This window comes from Pseudomonas serboccidentalis (assembly GCF_028830055.1).
GTDB classification, from domain to species: domain Bacteria; phylum Pseudomonadota; class Gammaproteobacteria; order Pseudomonadales; family Pseudomonadaceae; genus Aquipseudomonas; species Aquipseudomonas serboccidentalis.
Genome location: NZ_CP101655.1, coordinates 414,690 through 429,033 on the forward strand (window position 1 = coordinate 414,690; position 14,344 = coordinate 429,033).

At 60.9% G+C, this 14,344-nt stretch carries 13 protein-coding genes and 1 pseudogene; 4 read left to right on the forward strand and 10 right to left on the reverse strand.

The genetic code is table 11. From position 1 onward, the window contains the following. Window positions 1-20: 20 nt before the first annotated feature. Entirely contained in the window at window positions 21-1,649 is a 1,629-nt protein-coding gene (locus tag NN484_RS01775) for a glucan biosynthesis protein D (protein WP_215501727.1), read from the reverse strand. 394 nt (window positions 1,650-2,043) lie between these two features. Between NN484_RS01775 and NN484_RS01780 the strand changes: the two genes are divergently transcribed. Further along, window positions 2,044-2,229, forward strand: coding sequence for a hypothetical protein (locus tag NN484_RS01780; protein ID WP_127650809.1), 186 nt, complete (start codon window positions 2,044-2,046; stop codon window positions 2,227-2,229). Window positions 2,230-2,341: 112 nt separating this feature from the next. On the opposite strand, the pseudogene NN484_RS01785 reads toward NN484_RS01780, so the two are convergent. Continuing rightward, window positions 2,342-2,473: pseudogene (locus NN484_RS01785) on the reverse strand (phage antirepressor protein); the annotation flags it as partial. 23 nt (window positions 2,474-2,496) lie between these two features. On the opposite strand from NN484_RS01785, the gene NN484_RS01790 reads away from it, so the two are divergent. Beyond that, a complete protein-coding gene (locus NN484_RS01790) occupies window positions 2,497-2,736 on the forward strand; it encodes a phosphoribosyltransferase (RefSeq protein WP_274658493.1) in 240 nt (79 codons plus the stop codon). 5 nt (window positions 2,737-2,741) lie between these two features. Then, window positions 2,742-3,299 carry a hypothetical protein gene (locus NN484_RS01795; protein ID WP_274658494.1) on the forward strand — a complete coding sequence of 186 codons (558 nt, stop codon included), beginning with the start codon at window positions 2,742-2,744 and terminating at the stop codon, window positions 3,297-3,299. A gap of 60 nt (window positions 3,300-3,359) precedes the next feature. Here NN484_RS01795 and NN484_RS01800 read toward each other — a convergent pair whose 3' ends face one another. From NN484_RS01800 to NN484_RS01835, 8 genes are all read right to left on the reverse strand, one after another. Next, window positions 3,360-4,844 carry an APC family permease gene (locus tag NN484_RS01800; RefSeq protein ID WP_127650807.1) on the reverse strand — a complete coding sequence of 495 codons (1,485 nt, stop codon included), beginning with the start codon at window positions 4,842-4,844 and terminating at the stop codon, window positions 3,360-3,362. 225 nt (window positions 4,845-5,069) lie between these two features. Next, the gene (locus NN484_RS01805; RefSeq protein ID WP_274658495.1) at window positions 5,070-6,494 is read right to left on the reverse strand and encodes a gamma-aminobutyraldehyde dehydrogenase; all 1,425 of its coding nucleotides are present in this window, start codon (window positions 6,492-6,494) and stop codon (window positions 5,070-5,072) included. Window positions 6,495-6,655: 161 nt separating this feature from the next. Continuing rightward, on the reverse strand, window positions 6,656-7,483 hold the full coding sequence (locus NN484_RS01810) for an ABC transporter permease (protein ID WP_127650803.1): 828 nt from the start codon (window positions 7,481-7,483) through the stop codon (window positions 6,656-6,658). Beyond that, window positions 7,473-8,408 carry an ABC transporter permease gene (locus tag NN484_RS01815; RefSeq protein ID WP_045122310.1) on the reverse strand — a complete coding sequence of 312 codons (936 nt, stop codon included), beginning with the start codon at window positions 8,406-8,408 and terminating at the stop codon, window positions 7,473-7,475. Before NN484_RS01815 ends, NN484_RS01810 begins: the two co-directional genes overlap by 11 nt. A 1-nt stretch (window position 8,409) precedes the next feature. Further along, window positions 8,410-9,447: an ABC transporter ATP-binding protein gene (locus NN484_RS01820; protein ID WP_274658496.1), complete on the reverse strand. Its 1,038-nt coding sequence runs from the start codon at window positions 9,445-9,447 to the stop codon at window positions 8,410-8,412. A gap of 168 nt (window positions 9,448-9,615) precedes the next feature. Then, on the reverse strand, window positions 9,616-10,767 hold the full coding sequence (gene ydcS / locus NN484_RS01825; RefSeq protein WP_215501722.1) for a putative ABC transporter substrate-binding protein YdcS: 1,152 nt from the start codon (window positions 10,765-10,767) through the stop codon (window positions 9,616-9,618). Window positions 10,768-10,849: 82 nt separating this feature from the next. Further along, window positions 10,850-12,307, reverse strand: a complete 1,458-nt coding sequence (locus tag NN484_RS01830; RefSeq protein WP_274659273.1) for a gamma-aminobutyraldehyde dehydrogenase — start codon at window positions 12,305-12,307, stop codon at window positions 10,850-10,852. A gap of 130 nt (window positions 12,308-12,437) precedes the next feature. Further along, window positions 12,438-13,352, reverse strand: a complete 915-nt coding sequence (locus tag NN484_RS01835) for a LysR family transcriptional regulator (RefSeq protein WP_007967749.1) — start codon at window positions 13,350-13,352, stop codon at window positions 12,438-12,440. Window positions 13,353-13,529: 177 nt separating this feature from the next. Here NN484_RS01835 and NN484_RS01840 point away from each other — a divergent pair, with 177 nt between their 5' ends. Then, window positions 13,530-14,252, forward strand: a complete 723-nt coding sequence (locus NN484_RS01840; RefSeq protein ID WP_215501720.1) for a tellurite resistance TerB family protein — start codon at window positions 13,530-13,532, stop codon at window positions 14,250-14,252. The last annotated feature ends 92 nt before the right edge of the window (window positions 14,253-14,344 follow it).

Sequence of the window (14,344 nt, forward strand, 5' to 3'; positions counted from 1 at the left end):
AATCAGACGCTGGAGAATCATCAAGGGTATTTGCGCTTGTCCGGCGCCGGCGGGAAGTACTGGTACAACCAGGTCTCGCTCAACGTGCGGTCATTGGTGCGGATGAACAAGCGCAGCTCCACCGGATCGACGCTGTCGTTGGTCGGATACCAGTCGAACAGGATCCGGTAACCCTTGATGTCATCGAGCACCAGCACGCTGAAGTCCTGCACCTTGCCGTTGGAGCAGGTGACCACCGGTTCGATCCCGGTGCCCTGCGGCAGGCGATCCAGGCCGCCCCCGGTGAAGTCCACGGCAAAACGACGGGCCCAGACCGGCGGGTAATGCTCGCCCGGTGCCCAGCCTTCGACGAAGCCACCCATGCCTGAACGGGTCGCATGCACTCGCGCCAGCGGCGTGCCGACGGGGGGCAGGGCGCTCCAATAAAGCTTGTAGCCGTAGTTCAGCGAATCGCCGGCAGCCACTGGTTTTTTCGGGGTCCAGAACGCCACGATGTTATCGAGGGTCTCGCCGGTGGTCGGAATTTCCAGCAGATCGATAGAGCCTTCGCCCCACGCGGTGGTCGGTTCGACCCACAGGCTCGGGCGCTTGCTGTACCAGTCGACGGTGTCCTGATAGTTGGCGAACTCGTGGTCGGTCTGCACCAGGCCGAAACCCTTCGGATCAGTGTCGGCGAACGCATTGAACTGCAGGGTCGCCGGGTTGTTCAGCGGACGGCAGATCCACTCGCCATTGCCACGCCACATCGCCAGGCGATCGGAGTCGTGGATCTGCGGGTGGATGGTGTCGCACATGCGGCGTTCGTGGGTGCCGCAGCTGAACATGCTGGTCATCGGCGCGATGCCCAGTTGTTCAATGGCGGTACGCGCGTTGATGTGGGCGTCGATCTCCATCACCACGCGTTCGGCCTGGCAATCGATGTCGAAGCGGTACGCGCCGGTGGCGCTCGGTGAGTCGAGCAGGGCGTAGACCACAAAACGAGTGGCGTTCTGCTCCGGAGTCTCGAACCAGAATTTGGTGAAGTCAGGGAATTCTTCGCGCTTCTTCGCGTAAGTGTCGACCGCCAGACCACGGGCCGAGAGGCCATATTGGCCAGTGGCGTCCACCGCGCGGAAGTAGCTGGCGCCGAGGAACGACACCACGTCATGACGATCCAGTTCCGGTGCCTTGAACAGCTTGAAGCCAGCAAAACCCAGGTCGCCCTTGAGCTGCTGGGTGTCGACCGAGGTGTTTTCGTAGTTGAACAGCGTCGGGCGGAAATGCACCTCGCGGGCGGTACGGGTCTTGGGATCGACGCTGTACATGCGCACCGGCTGCCGGAAACCCATGCCGACGTGGAAGAACTGCACGTCCAGCTGCCCCTTGTTCTCTTTCCACAGCGAATGGTCGCCGTCGTAGCGAATCGCATTGAAGTTCTGCGGGGTCATGGTCGCCAGGGTCGGCGGCAGCACCTGTTTGGTGTCCTGATAGGCCGAGCCGGCCAATTGCTTGGCCTGGCGCTTGAGCGCTTCGAAGTCGAAGGCCTGGGCCTCGCCATCAGCGGCGCCACCATTGGCTGCCCAGGCACGGGCGGCCAGCAGGCCGGAAGCCGAGAGACCGGTGTAAGCCGCAATGGCCATCGACGCTTTGAGCAAATTTCTGCGGTGCATAAATACAACCTGTCGTGAGCAATCCCGCGCCTTTCCTGGCACGTGCTGGATCAGAAATTACGGTTCGGACAAGCCTTCGGCCAAACGCAACGGACTATAAACAGATGCCCGCTAGCTTAAACGGTTCGCTCGCGTTGCAAAATTCGTTGATAGCACAGTGACAGAGTGTCAATGAAACAAGACATGTCGGTAAATTTTCCGACGGCACGTTCTGATTTACAGGGCATATCTGCTTTTCTCGACTAATTACTCTAAAAACAGCTTTTCAGCGCCGATTAACTTCCTATTCTATGGGCATGGCCGGCGCGACCGGCAGGGCACAGGCGCTGCTGTAAGGGGCAGGGCGATGTGGTGATCAAGCAATTCTTTGAAGTATTAGAGAAGGACATCGTCCATGGCAAAAGTACAAGGCATCACCGAAATGCTCGGCATCTTCCCCTGCCTGAGCGTCGGACGCAGAAGGCGTCGGTTGAGCTCTGATGAATTGAAGCTGGTGGAGCGCTATCGCGAGTTGTCGGAAAGTGACCGGATCGCGATGCGGTATCTGGTGGATGCGATGCGCAGTGTTTCCAGGTTTTAACGGCGCGAAAGACTGTGGCGAGGGAGCTTGTCGAATCGTCCCGCTGGACTGCGCAGCAGTCCCCTGATTTTTGCACAGGGGCCGCTGCGCGACCCTGCGGGAGCAAGCTCCCTCGCCACAGGTTGACCCACGCCTGCTGTTGCCAATGCAGCAGGGGCACGGTGGCGCCAGCCCAGTTCACCGAACTCAGGCTTGGTCGCTGCTCGACAGGTATTGCGTTGGTTTCGCGCAACATCGGAATGACCTAGGCTGCCGGTTTTCTCGGATTTGCTTCGAAAAGCGGCCACGGGAAAGTCGCTCAAGGATCTGTATTCCAAAGCAGGCAAGGTTGCTGCGATTGGAGACAGTTTCAGCGTCAATGATGAAATCACCACGGATGGGCGCTGGAATGTTTTGGTTGTGGATGATTTGTTTGATAGTGGGGCGTCGATGGACGCGGCCTGCGCTGTTTTGCGTAAATATCCAAAGGTAGGGAAGATTTACGTAGCAGCGCTAACTTGGAAGTGAACTCAATGACGACTGTATTTATTGCCGGCTCTATCAACATCAAGAACCTTGATCCGAAGGTTAAAGAGCGTATCAATAATATCGTTGCGTCTGATTTTGAGGTGGTGGTGGGTGATGCAGGGGGGGCCGATACCTCCATTCAGGAGTACCTGTTGAGCCTCGAACGATCCAGAACCACGGTGTTCTGCAGTGGTTCAACGCCGCGGAATAACCTTGGGCAGTGGCCCGCCAGAACAGTCGACTCCAAGCATTCCAAAGGGTCGAGAGCCTTCTTCACTGAGAAAGACGTCGTCATGGCTGAAGCGGCTGACTACGGCTTGATGATCTGGGATGCAAAGAGCACCGGCACGCTCAGCAACGTCATAGAACTGTTATCGAGAAAGAAGAAGTCGCTTGTCTTCGTCAACAAGGAAAAGGAATTCAAAGTGGTTGGAGACGTCAGTCAGCTCGAAGAGTTGATTGCATTCATGTCCGATCACGCCAAGCAAAAAGCCAACGAAAAAATCAGGTTGTTCGATCGTATCTCTTTGCTGAAGCACGATCAGGCAGAGCTTTCTTTTTGATGATTTTGTTCGACTTTACTGAACCCCGGCACCTTGTCGGGGCCGGGGTCAAAAAAACGCTTAGCGACTCACCTTCCACGCATCCCCAGCCGGCGCCTTGCCATGGTCATACGGCTTGCCAATCCACATATAAACCAAGCCCAACCCAATCACGATCGCGGTGCTCAACACCATCGCATAGTTCACGTACCACGCCGCATCCGGCGTACGCGGCCAGGCCATGTTGATGATGGCGCCAACGCCGTACACCAGCGCGCCGATGTTCACCGGCCAGCCCCACGCGCCGAGGGTGAACTTGCCGCTGGGTTTCCAGCCTTTGCTGCGGGCGTAGAGGGCGGCCAGGACGATCATCTGGAACGCGAGGTAGATGCCGATGGCGGCGAAGCTGACGATGGTGGCCACGGCGTCCTGCAGGAAGAAGCCGAGGGCGATGATCAGCGCGGGCAGGACGCCGGAGACGAACAGTGCGGCAACCGGCACTTGGGTGGTAGGAGAAATCTTTTTCAGCAGTCGGCTGCCGATGACCATTTCGTCGCGAGCGTAGGAGTACAGCAGACGGCTCGCTGCGGCCTGTAGGCTGATGACGCAGGAGATGAAGGAAATCATCACCACGCCCATCACCACTTTCGAGCCAATCGGACCGAAGGCGTTGTTGAGGATGGTGGTGACCGGGTCCTTGTCGGTGCCGTTGATCACCGCTTGCATGTCCGGCACGGCGAGGATCAGCGCCAGGCAGGCGAACATCGCCGCAATGCCGCCGATGTAGATGGTCATGCGCATGGCCACCGGGATTTTTGCGCTCGGGTTCGGGGTTTCTTCGGCGACATCACCGCAAGCCTCGAAGCCGTAGTAGAGGAACATCCCCGCCAGCGAGGCGGTGAGGAAGGCCGGCAGGTACGAGCCGTCGACGCTGATGTCGAAGGTGTTGAACAGCACGCTCAGCGGTTGGTGACGTTCGAAGATCAGCAGGTAAACGCCGACGATCACCGCGCCGACCAGTTCGCAGAGAAAGCCGAACATGGCAATGCGCGCCAGCACTTGGGTACCGCTCAGATTGACCAGCGTGGCGAACAGGGTCAGCACCAGGGCGATGACGATGTTGGTGTTGTTGCTCGGCTCGAAGCCCATCATGGCCGCAAGGTACGGGCCGGCGCCGACGGCCACCGCCGCGATGGTGACGCACAGGGCGATGGAGTAGATCCAGCCGACCATCCATGCCCACTTCTTGCCCACCAAACGCCGCGCCCACGGATAGACGCCGCCGGAAATCGGGAACTGCGAAACCACTTCGCCGAAGATCAGGCACACCAGCAACTGGCCGCAACCGACCAGTAAATAGGCCCAGAACATCGGTGGCCCGCCAGCGGCGAGGCACAGGCCGAACAGGGTATAAACCCCGACGACCGGTGACAGATAAGTGAAGCCCAAGGCGAAGTTTTCCCACAGGCTCATACTGCGGTTGAAGTTCGAGGTGTAGCCCAGTTTGCGCAGTTGTTCGGCATCGCTGTCGGCAACAGCGGCGGAGAGATCGGGTGAGGCACTCATGTGTGGTTGCTCCGTGAAATCGGCAGATTTCGGATGGCCGAGGCCGTGGCGGGGCTTTTCGGGCGCCGCCCGGGTCGGTAGTTATTGTTTTGGTTTCGGTGACGCCTGGTGCTGAATCGCCGACATCATCCGTGTGTCGCGGAAAAGATCGCAGCCTGCGGCAGCTCCTACATGATGGACGCCACTCTCCTGTAGGAGCTGCCGCAGGCTGCGATCTTTTCGCTGTTAATGCTTGAACATCACATGCCGAACCGTGGTGTAGTCCTCCAGCCCGTACATGGACATGTCCTTGCCGTAGCCGGACAATTTCTGACCGCCATGGGGCATTTCGCTGACGAGCATGAAGTGTGTGTTCACCCAGGTGCAGCCGTACTGCAAACGGGCAGACAGGCGATGGGCGCGTCCTACATCCGCCGTCCACACCGAGGAGGCGAGCCCGTAGTCCGAATCGTTGGCCCACTCCAGCGCCTGTGCTTCATCGGTGAATTGAGTCACCGACACCACCGGCCCGAACACTTCGCGGCGGACGATCTCGTCGTCCTGCTGCGCGTCGGCCAGCACCGTCGGTTCGAAGAAGAAACCGTTGCCTTCAACAGCCTTGCCGCCGGTGATCAAACGGATGTGCGGCTGGGCCACGGCGCGCTCGACGAACCCGGCGACACGGTCGCGGTGCTGCGCCGTAATCAGCGGCCCCAGTTCGGTGGACGGATCATCCTGCAAGCCGTACTTGATGCTGCTGACCGCCGCACCGAGCTTCTCGACGAACGTGTCGTAGATGCCTTGCTGCGCGTAGATGCGGCACGCGGCGGTGCAGTCCTGGCCGGCGTTGTAGAAACCAAAGGTGCGAATACCTTCCACCGCCGCATCGATATCGGCGTCGTCGAAGATGATCACCGGCGCCTTGCCGCCCAGCTCCATGTGCATGCGTTTGACGCTGTCGGCGGTGCTGGAAATGATGTTCGAACCGGTGGCGATCGAGCCGGTCAGCGAGACCATGCGCACTTTCGGATGCGTGACCAGCGGGCTGCCCACGGTAGGACCGCGACCAAACACCAGATTGAGCACGCCGGCCGGGAAGATTTCCGACGCCAGTTCGGCCAGACGCAACGCGGTCAGCGGGGTCTGTTCCGACGGCTTGAGTACCACGGTATTACCGGCGGCCAGTGCCGGGGCGATTTTCCAGGCGACCATCATCAGCGGGTAGTTCCACGGCGCGATGGAGGCGATCACGCCTACCGGGTCGCGGCGAATCATCGAGGTGTGGCCGGGCAGGTATTCGCCACCGGCCGAGCCGCTCATGCAACGGCTGGCACCGGCGAAGAAACGGAACACGTCGGCGATTGCCGGGATCTCGTCGTTGAGCGCGGCGCTGTAGGGTTTGCCGCAGTTGGCGGATTCGAGTTTGGCCAGCTCCTCGCCATGGGCTTCGATGGCGTCGGCGAGTTTGAGCAGCAGCAACGAGCGGTCTTTCGGCGTGGTTTGCGACCACGCAGCGAAGGCGTTGTCCGCGGCGCGCACGGCGGCATCGACCTGGGCTTCGCTGGCTTCGTTGATCTCCACCAACACTTCGCCAAGCGAAGGGTTGAGCACCGGTTGGGCGGGGCCTTCGCCGTTGACCAGTTGGCCGTTGATCAGGAGTTTGGTTTGCATGGTTTTGTCCTCACTAACACTTTTATTGTTCTGCCGAAACCGAACCCATGTAGGAGCTGCCGAAGGCTGCGATCTTTTGATCTTGATCTTCAAAGCAACATCAAAAGATCGCAGCCTTCGGCAGCTCCTACAGGGATTCGGTTTGTTCAGTGGTTATTCGGTTATTTGCCGCCGCTGCCCGCGACACTTTCGCCACCGCGCGTCAGGTAATACGCGCCGAGAATCGGCAGCATGGTCACCATCATCACCAGCATGGCGACGACGTTGGTTACCGGCACATCCCGTGGGCGGCTGAGTTGATTGAGCAGCCACAACGGCAACGTGCGCTCATGCCCGGCGGTGAACGTGGTAACGATGATCTCGTCGAACGACAGTGCAAACGCCAGCATGCCGCCCGCGAGCAAGGCCGACCCGAGGTTCGGCAGGATGATGTAGCGGAAGGTCTGCCAGCCGTCGGCGCCGAGATCCATCGACGCCTCGATCAGGCTGTGCGACGTGCGGCGCAGGCGGGCGATGACGTTGTTGTAGACGATCACCACACAGAAGGTCGCGTGGCCGACAATGATGGTGAACATCCCCGGCTCGATCCCCAGCGTCTTGAACGTCGCCAGCAGGGCGATCCCGGTGATGATCCCCGGCAACGCAATCGGCAGGATCAGCATCAGCGAAATGCCCTGTTTGCCGAAGAAGTCTCGGCGGTACAACGCGGCCGAAGCCAGCGTGCCGAGCACCATCGCGATCAACGTGGCGATGGCGGCAATCTGCAGCGACAGCTTGATCGCTTCCAGCACGTCCGGCCGCGAAAACGCCACGCTGAACCAGTGAAGCGTGAAGCCCTTCGGTGGAAAGCTGAACGCGGCCTCTTCGGTGTTGAAGGCGTAAAGGAAGATGATCAGGATCGGAAAGTGCAGAAACACCAACCCGCCCCAGGCTGCGATCTTTAATCCGAGGGACGCTTTTTCCCCCTGCTTTTCTGAATTAGAGCGCATCGAAGGCCCCCAGTCGTTTGACGATGGACAGGTAAACCGCGATCAACACAATCGGCACCAACGTAAACGCTGCGGCCATTGGCATATTGCCGATCGCACCTTGCTGCGCATAAACCATGCTGCCGACGAAGTAGCCCGGCGGGCCGACCAGTTGCGGCACGATGAAGTCGCCCAGGGTCAGCGAAAAAGTGAAGATCGAGCCCGCCGCAATGCCGGGAATCGACAGCGGCAGAATCACCTGCATGAAGGTCTGGCGCGGCTTCGCGCCCAAGTCGGCGGAGGCCTGCAACAGTGACGGCGGCAGGCGTTCCAGCGACGCCTGGATCGGCAAAATCATGAACGGCAGCCAGATATAGACGAACACCATGAAGCGGCCCAGGTGCGAGGTCGACAAGGTGCTGCCGCCGACCCCGGGAATCCCCAGAATGAACTGCAACACCGGCTCCAGCCCCAGATGCTGCACGAACCACTGCGCCACGCCGCCCTTGGCCAGCAGCAACGTCCACGCGTAGGCCTTGACGATGTAACTGGCCCACATCGGCATCATCACCGCGATGTAGAAAAACGCCTTGGTCTTGCCGGTGGTGTAGCGCGCCATGTAGTAGGCAATCGGGAACGCGACAATGGCGCTGGCGATGGACACGACGATGGCCATGCTCAGCGTGCGCAGGATGATGTCGAAGTTCGACGGTTGGAACAGCGCGGCAAAGTTGGCCAGGGTCAGGTCGGGGGTGACCGCCATGGTGAAGTCGTCGAAGGTGTAGAAACCCTGCCACAACAGCACCAGCAATGAGCCGAGATAGATTGCGCCGAACCACAGCAGTGGCGGCACCAGCAGCAGCGACAGGTACAGGTTCGGTTTGCGGTAGAGCAGGTTGGAAAACCGGCGCAAGGGCGGCGCTTGAGTCATCGCGAGCGTGCTCATCTCACACCCCGCCGGCAACGGTGTCATGCAGCGCGATCATCGCTTCCCGCGCCCAGCGTGCGCTCAGGCGCTGGCCGGTCTGGTGCTGCGCGCTGCTGTCGATCCACTGATTGTTGGCGTGGCTGATGCTCAGGGTCTGGCCGTTTTCCAGCTTCAGTTCATAACGCGTGGCGCTGCCCTGATATTGAATGTCGTGGAGCAGGCCGCTGACCTCGATCTCGTGGCTGGCCAGCGGGCCTTCGGCGAAACGCACGTGTTCCGGACGGATCGAAAACGGCTGCGGGTGACCGCTGAGCTGGCGCGCCAGATCGCCACGGATCACGTTCGAGGTGCCGACGAATTCGGCGACGAAGGTGGTGGTCGGTTTCATGTACAGATTGCGCGGGGTATCGACCTGTTCGATGCGGCCCTTGTTGAATACGGCCACGCGGTCGGACATCGACAGCGCTTCAGTTTGATCGTGGGTGACGAAGATGAAGGTGATGCCGAGCTGGCGTTGCAGCTTCTTCAGTTCGCTTTGCATCTGTTCGCGAAGCTTGAGGTCGAGGGCGCCGAGCGGTTCATCGAGCAACAGCACGCGCGGACGATTGACCAAGGCTCGGGCCAGAGCCACGCGCTGGCGCTGACCGCCGGACAATTGCACCGGTTTGCGTGCGCCGTAACCGCCGAGGGCGACCATGTCCAACGCCTCTTCGGCGCGTTTGTGGCGCTCGGTTTTGCTCACCCCTTTGACCTTCAAGCCGTAAGCGACGTTGTCCAGCACGTTCATGTGCGGGAACAGCGCGTAGTCCTGGAATACGGTGTTTACATCGCGTTGATACGGCGGCAGGCCGGCCGCTTCGGCGCCGTGGATGCGGATCGATCCGGCGCTTGGTTGTTCGAACCCGGCGATCAGGCGCAGGCAGGTGGTTTTGCCCGAGCCGGAAGGGCCGAGCATGGAAAAGAACTCGCCGTCCTGGATATCGATGGAAACCCGGTCAACGGCCTTCACTTCGCCGAACTGCCGGGAAACGTTGGTGAACTGGACTGCAAGCGTCATGGTGCGGTGCTCCGGTAAAGCAGGCTTTCAAAGAATGATCAGGTGTCGCGTCGAAAAGATCGCAGCCTTCGGCAGCTCCTACAGGATGTGTGCCGGACGCTGAATTTTCGGTGCTCGCGGTCGGTGTAGGAGCTGCCGAAGGCTGCGATCTTTTGATCTTGAAGGGGCTTAACGGCCGCCCATGATCGCGATGTAGTCCTGGGTCCAGCGGCTGTACGGCACGAACTTGCCGCCTTCAGCCTGCGGGGTTTTCCAGAAGGCGATCTTGTCGAACTGGTCGAAACCGTTGGTCTTGCAGCCCTCGGCACCGAGCAGTTCGCTCTCCTTGCACGCCGCCGGCACGGCCGGCAACGAGCCGAACCACGCGGCTACATCGCCCTGGACTTTCGGTTTCAGCGACCAGTCCATCCACTTGTACGCGCAGTTCGGGTGCTTGGCTTCGGCGTGCAGCATGGTGGTGTCGGCCCAGCCGGTGGCGCCTTCTTTCGGAATGGTCGACGCGATCGGCTGCTTTTCGTTGATCAGGCCGTTGACCTGATACGGCCAGGCGCTGGACGCGACCACGCCTTCGTTCTTGAAGTCGCTCATCTGCACTGTGGTGTCGTGCCAGTAGCGGTGGATCAGCGGCTGCTGCTGGCGCAACAGCTCAAGCACGGCTTTGTACTGATCTTCGGTGAGCTGGTACGGATCCTTGATCCCCAGCTCAGGCTTGGCGCTCTTCAGGTACAGCGCTGCATCGGCGATGTAGATCGGCCCGTCATACGCCTGCACACGGCCCTTGTTCGGCTTGCCGTCAGGCAGGTTCTGCGCGTCGAACAGCACGTTCCAGCTGGTCGGCGGCGTCTTGAACACGTTGGTGTTATACATCAGCACGTTCGGGCCCCACTGGTACGGGGTGCCGTAGGTCTGCTTGTTGACCACGTACCACGGCGCATCTTTCAGGCGCGGGTCGAGGGTGTTCCAGTTCGGGATCAACGCGGTGTTGATCGGTTGCACGCGCTTGCCGACGATCAACCGCAGCGAGGCATCGCCCGACGCGGTCACCAGGTCGTAACCGCCCTTGGCCATCAGGCTGACCATTTCGTCGGAGGTGGCAGCCGTCTTGACGTTGACCTTGCAGCCGGTTTCCTTCTCGAAACCGCTCACCCAGTCGTAGGCCTTGTCGCTCTCGCCACGTTCGATGTAGCCCGGCCAGGCCACGATATCCAGCTGCCCCTCGCCGGCGCCGACGGCTTTCAGCGGCTCGGCGGCTTGCAAACTGGCGCTGGCCAGCAGGGCCGTGGTGATTGCACTGAACAGTGCGGTCTTGTGCACGAACATGGTTGAACCCTCTTCTTTAAATTATGGTCGGGGCAGTTGTGAACGCGGTGAAGCATGCCGTTTAGGCTTGTTATTAGCGTAGTCAGAGATGCTGGCCGTGGCGGGCCATGATGTGCCGCACCACGCTGTAGTCCTGCAGCGAATCACTGGATAAGTCTTTGCCGTATCCGGAGCGTTTCAGCCCGCCGTGGGGCATTTCGCTGACCAGCATGAAATGGCTGTTGATCCAGGTGCAGCCGTACTGCAAACGGGCGGCGACCTGCATCGCTTTGTCCAGATTCTGCGTCCACACCGACGAGGCCAGGCCGTATTCGGAGTCGTTGGCCCAGTCCACCGCTTGCGCGAGTTCGTCGAAGCGAGTCACGGTCACCACCGGGCCGAACACTTCGCGCTGGACGATTTCATCGCTCTGTTTGCAACCGGCCAGCAGCGTCGGTTGATAGAAGAAGCCAGCGCCGGAATGCACCGCCGCGCCGGTCACCCGCTCGATGTGCGGCTGGCCGAGGGCACGTTCGACGAAACTGGCAACGCGGTCGCGCTGGCGGGTACTGATCAGCGGGCCGATCTCGTTGTCGGCGTCGCGTTTGCCGGCGAAGCGCAGGCTGCTGACGGCGGCGCCGAGTTCGGCAACCAGTTTGTCGTGAATCCCGGCCTGCGCGTAGATCCGGCACGCGGCGGTGCAGTCCTGCCCGGCGTTGTAGTAACCGTAGGTGCGTACGCCTTCAACCACCGCCTGAATGTCTGCATCGTTGCAGACGATCACCGGGGCCTTGCCGCCGAGTTCCAAGTGCGTACGTTTGAGGGTTTTCGCCGCGGCCTGGAGGATCTTCTGCCCGGTGACGATATCGCCGGTCAGCGAGACCATACGCACCTTGGCGTGGCCCACCAGATGGCTGCCGACGCCTTCGCCACCGCCGCAGATGATGTTGATCACCCCGCGTGGCAGGATCTCGGCCAGTGCGGGCGCCAGTGCGAGGATCGACAGCGGCGTGTGCTCTGAAGGTTTGAACACCAGCGTGTTGCCGGCGGCGAGGGCCGGGGCGATTTTCCACGCGGCCATCATGATCGGGTAGTTCCACGGCGCAATCGATGCCACCACACCAATCGGATCGCGGCGCACCATGCTGGTGTAGCCCGGCAGGTATTCGCCACTGAGCTGGCCGGTCTGGCAGCGCACGGCACCCGCAAAGAAGCGGAATACGTCGACGGTGGCGCTCAGATCGTCCTGACGCGCCAGGTGCAGTGGCTTGCCGCAGTTAAGCGCTTCGAGGCGGGCGAGGTGGTCGGCGTGTTTTTCAACAGCATTGGCGATGTCCAGCAGCAGGTTCGAGCGTTGCTGCGGCGTGGTCCGTGACCATTCGGCAAAGGCGCGGTGGGCGGCGAGGATCGCGCTTTCGACCTGCTCGGTACTGGCCTCGGCGATGTGCGTGAGGATCTCGCCGGTGGCCGGGTTGAGGATCGGCTCGACAAAACCTTGCCCGGCGACCAGTTCGCCGTCGATCAACAACGCGGTACACATCGGGGTCTGCACGCCAGCCATTTTCCGCGATCTCTTTTCTTGTGTGGTCATTGTTGCTCCCGTGCCCGGGAGCCGACCGTCTTATAGATGCAGCAAGACTAGTGCGCGGCTCCGAGGTCGACAAATTCTAAATACTGAAGGTGGCATTCGATTAAATAGATGGCTTGCGTCCGCCGTGCGGCTGCTCGCGGGCCACGGTCAGGAACGGGTCGACCAGTGCCGGTCGCGCGGTGCCACGGCGCCAGGCCAGGCCGACGTCGAGGGTCTGGTTGAGGTCGGCAATCGGCCGCGCTTCGATGATGTCGCCCTCCAGTGACCACGGGCGATAGGTCATGTCCGGCTGGATCGACACCCCCAGACCCGCCGCGACCAGGCTTCGTACCGCTTCGGTTGAGGCAGTGCGCAACGTGATCTTCGGCTGCAGTCCGGCGCCGCGCCACAGGCGTTGGGCGTTGCGATCCATTTCGTCGACGTTCAGTTGAATCAGCGGTTCGCGGGCGACATCGGCGAGGTTGATGCTGTCGTGCTCCAGCAGCGGATGCTGGGCCGGCAGCCACAAACGGTGCGGCGAGTGGGTCAGTACTTCGGTCTGCAAGGCGTGGCGGTCTTCGAGGTTGGACAGGATCAACACACCGACATCGATCTCGCCGCTGACCAGCAAATGCTCGATGTAAGGCCGTTCGTCTTCCATCACGCGGATCTCGACGTTGGGATAGGCGCGCTGGAATCGTGTGAGCAAATCGGCGAGGTAATAACCGGCGACCAGACTGGTCACGCCGACGATCAACTGCCCGGCAACCTGATCGGTGCTCTGTTGCAGGCTGCGTTTGGCGTTGTCCACGGTCGCCAGAATCAGGTGCGCCTGGCGCAGGAATTGGTGCCCCTGATGCGTCAGAGTCATGCCCTTGGCGTGGCGGCTGAACAGGCTGACGCCGATTTCCTCTTCCAGTTGCTGGATCGCCAGGGTCAGGGTCGATTGGGAAATGAACGCGGTTTGCGCGGCGGCGGAAATCGAGCCGGTCTCGGCCACGGCGATGAAGTGACGAATCTGACGCAGGGTCATCATGAGGGGTGTACCCAGTGGGCGGTTTTTATCGATTGGTCTGAGTGTATATCTCTTTTCACGAAGGCCACGCGCGTACTGAGCAACATCTGGAAGCACACTCGCGGGCCGGACCGGGGCACTTTCGAACTAGGCTGAGGGCCTGATAGATCCGGATAACCCCTGTTTTGGAGGCGGAACATGAACACCCGTGGATTGCTCGATCAACTACTCAAGTCCGGCCAGGATCTGTTGCAGAACAAGGCTGGCGGGGCGCAGAACAAATCGGCGGCTGGCGGGCTGGGCGGGTTGCTCGGCGGCTCTTCAGGCTCCGGTGCGCTGGGTGGCCTGCTCTCGGGGGCGGGCGGTGGTGCTTTGGCTGCGGGGGCGATGGGCCTGCTGCTCGGCAGTAAAAAGGCGCGCAGGGTCGGCGGCAAAGTCGCGGTCTACGGCGGCCTCGCTGCACTCGGTGTGTTGGCTTACAAGGCCTACGGCAACTGGAACGCGCAAAAGGGCACGGCACCGCAAAACGAACCGCAGACACTCGACCGTTTGCCGCCCGCGCAAGCCGAGCAGCACAGCCAGGCGATTCTCAAGGCACTGGTCGCCGCCGCCAAGGCCGACGGCCACATCGATGATCGCGAGCGCCAGTTGATCGAGGGCGAATTCACCAAACTCGACAACGACCAGGAGCTGCAACACTGGCTGCACGCCGAACTCAACAAGCCCCTCGACCCTGCCGACGTCGCCCGCGCCGCGAGTACGCCGGAGATGGCGGCGGAGATGTACATCGCCAGTGTGATGCTGGTGGATGAGGAGAGCTTTATGGAGAAGGCGTATCTGGAGGAATTGGCGAAGCAGTTGAAGCTGGAGCCGGGGTTGAAGGTGGAGCTGGAGAAACAGGTGCGCATGGCATCGCAATAGAACCGCCTGAACACGCGGTACTTATGTAAGCGCTGCGGCACGCTGCGATCTTTTGATTTTTAAAGCCAACATCAAAAAGATCGCAGCGTGCC

Excerpts from the sequence above, each read along its gene's own strand:
- NN484_RS01775 (WP_215501727.1), bottom strand. The coding sequence starts at position 1,649 with ATGCACCGCAGAAATTTGCTCAAAGCGTCGATGGCCATTGCGGCTTAC.
- NN484_RS01780 (WP_127650809.1), top strand. The coding sequence starts at position 2,044 with ATGGCAAAAGTACAAGGCATCACCGAAATGCTCGGCATCTTCCCCTGC.
- NN484_RS01795 (WP_274658494.1), top strand. The coding sequence starts at position 2,742 with ATGACGACTGTATTTATTGCCGGCTCTATCAACATCAAGAACCTTGAT.
- NN484_RS01800 (WP_127650807.1), bottom strand. The coding sequence starts at position 4,844 with ATGAGTGCCTCACCCGATCTCTCCGCCGCTGTTGCCGACAGCGATGCC.
- NN484_RS01805 (WP_274658495.1), bottom strand. The coding sequence starts at position 6,494 with ATGCAAACCAAACTCCTGATCAACGGCCAACTGGTCAACGGCGAAGGC.
- NN484_RS01810 (WP_127650803.1), bottom strand. The coding sequence starts at position 7,483 with ATGCGCTCTAATTCAGAAAAGCAGGGGGAAAAAGCGTCCCTCGGATTA.
- NN484_RS01815 (WP_045122310.1), bottom strand. The coding sequence starts at position 8,408 with ATGAGCACGCTCGCGATGACTCAAGCGCCGCCCTTGCGCCGGTTTTCC.
- NN484_RS01820 (WP_274658496.1), bottom strand. The coding sequence starts at position 9,447 with ATGACGCTTGCAGTCCAGTTCACCAACGTTTCCCGGCAGTTCGGCGAA.
- ydcS (WP_215501722.1), bottom strand. The coding sequence starts at position 10,767 with ATGTTCGTGCACAAGACCGCACTGTTCAGTGCAATCACCACGGCCCTG.
- NN484_RS01830 (WP_274659273.1), bottom strand. The coding sequence starts at position 12,307 with ATGGCTGGCGTGCAGACCCCGATGTGTACCGCGTTGTTGATCGACGGC.
- NN484_RS01835 (WP_007967749.1), bottom strand. The coding sequence starts at position 13,352 with ATGATGACCCTGCGTCAGATTCGTCACTTCATCGCCGTGGCCGAGACC.
- NN484_RS01840 (WP_215501720.1), top strand. The coding sequence starts at position 13,530 with ATGAACACCCGTGGATTGCTCGATCAACTACTCAAGTCCGGCCAGGAT.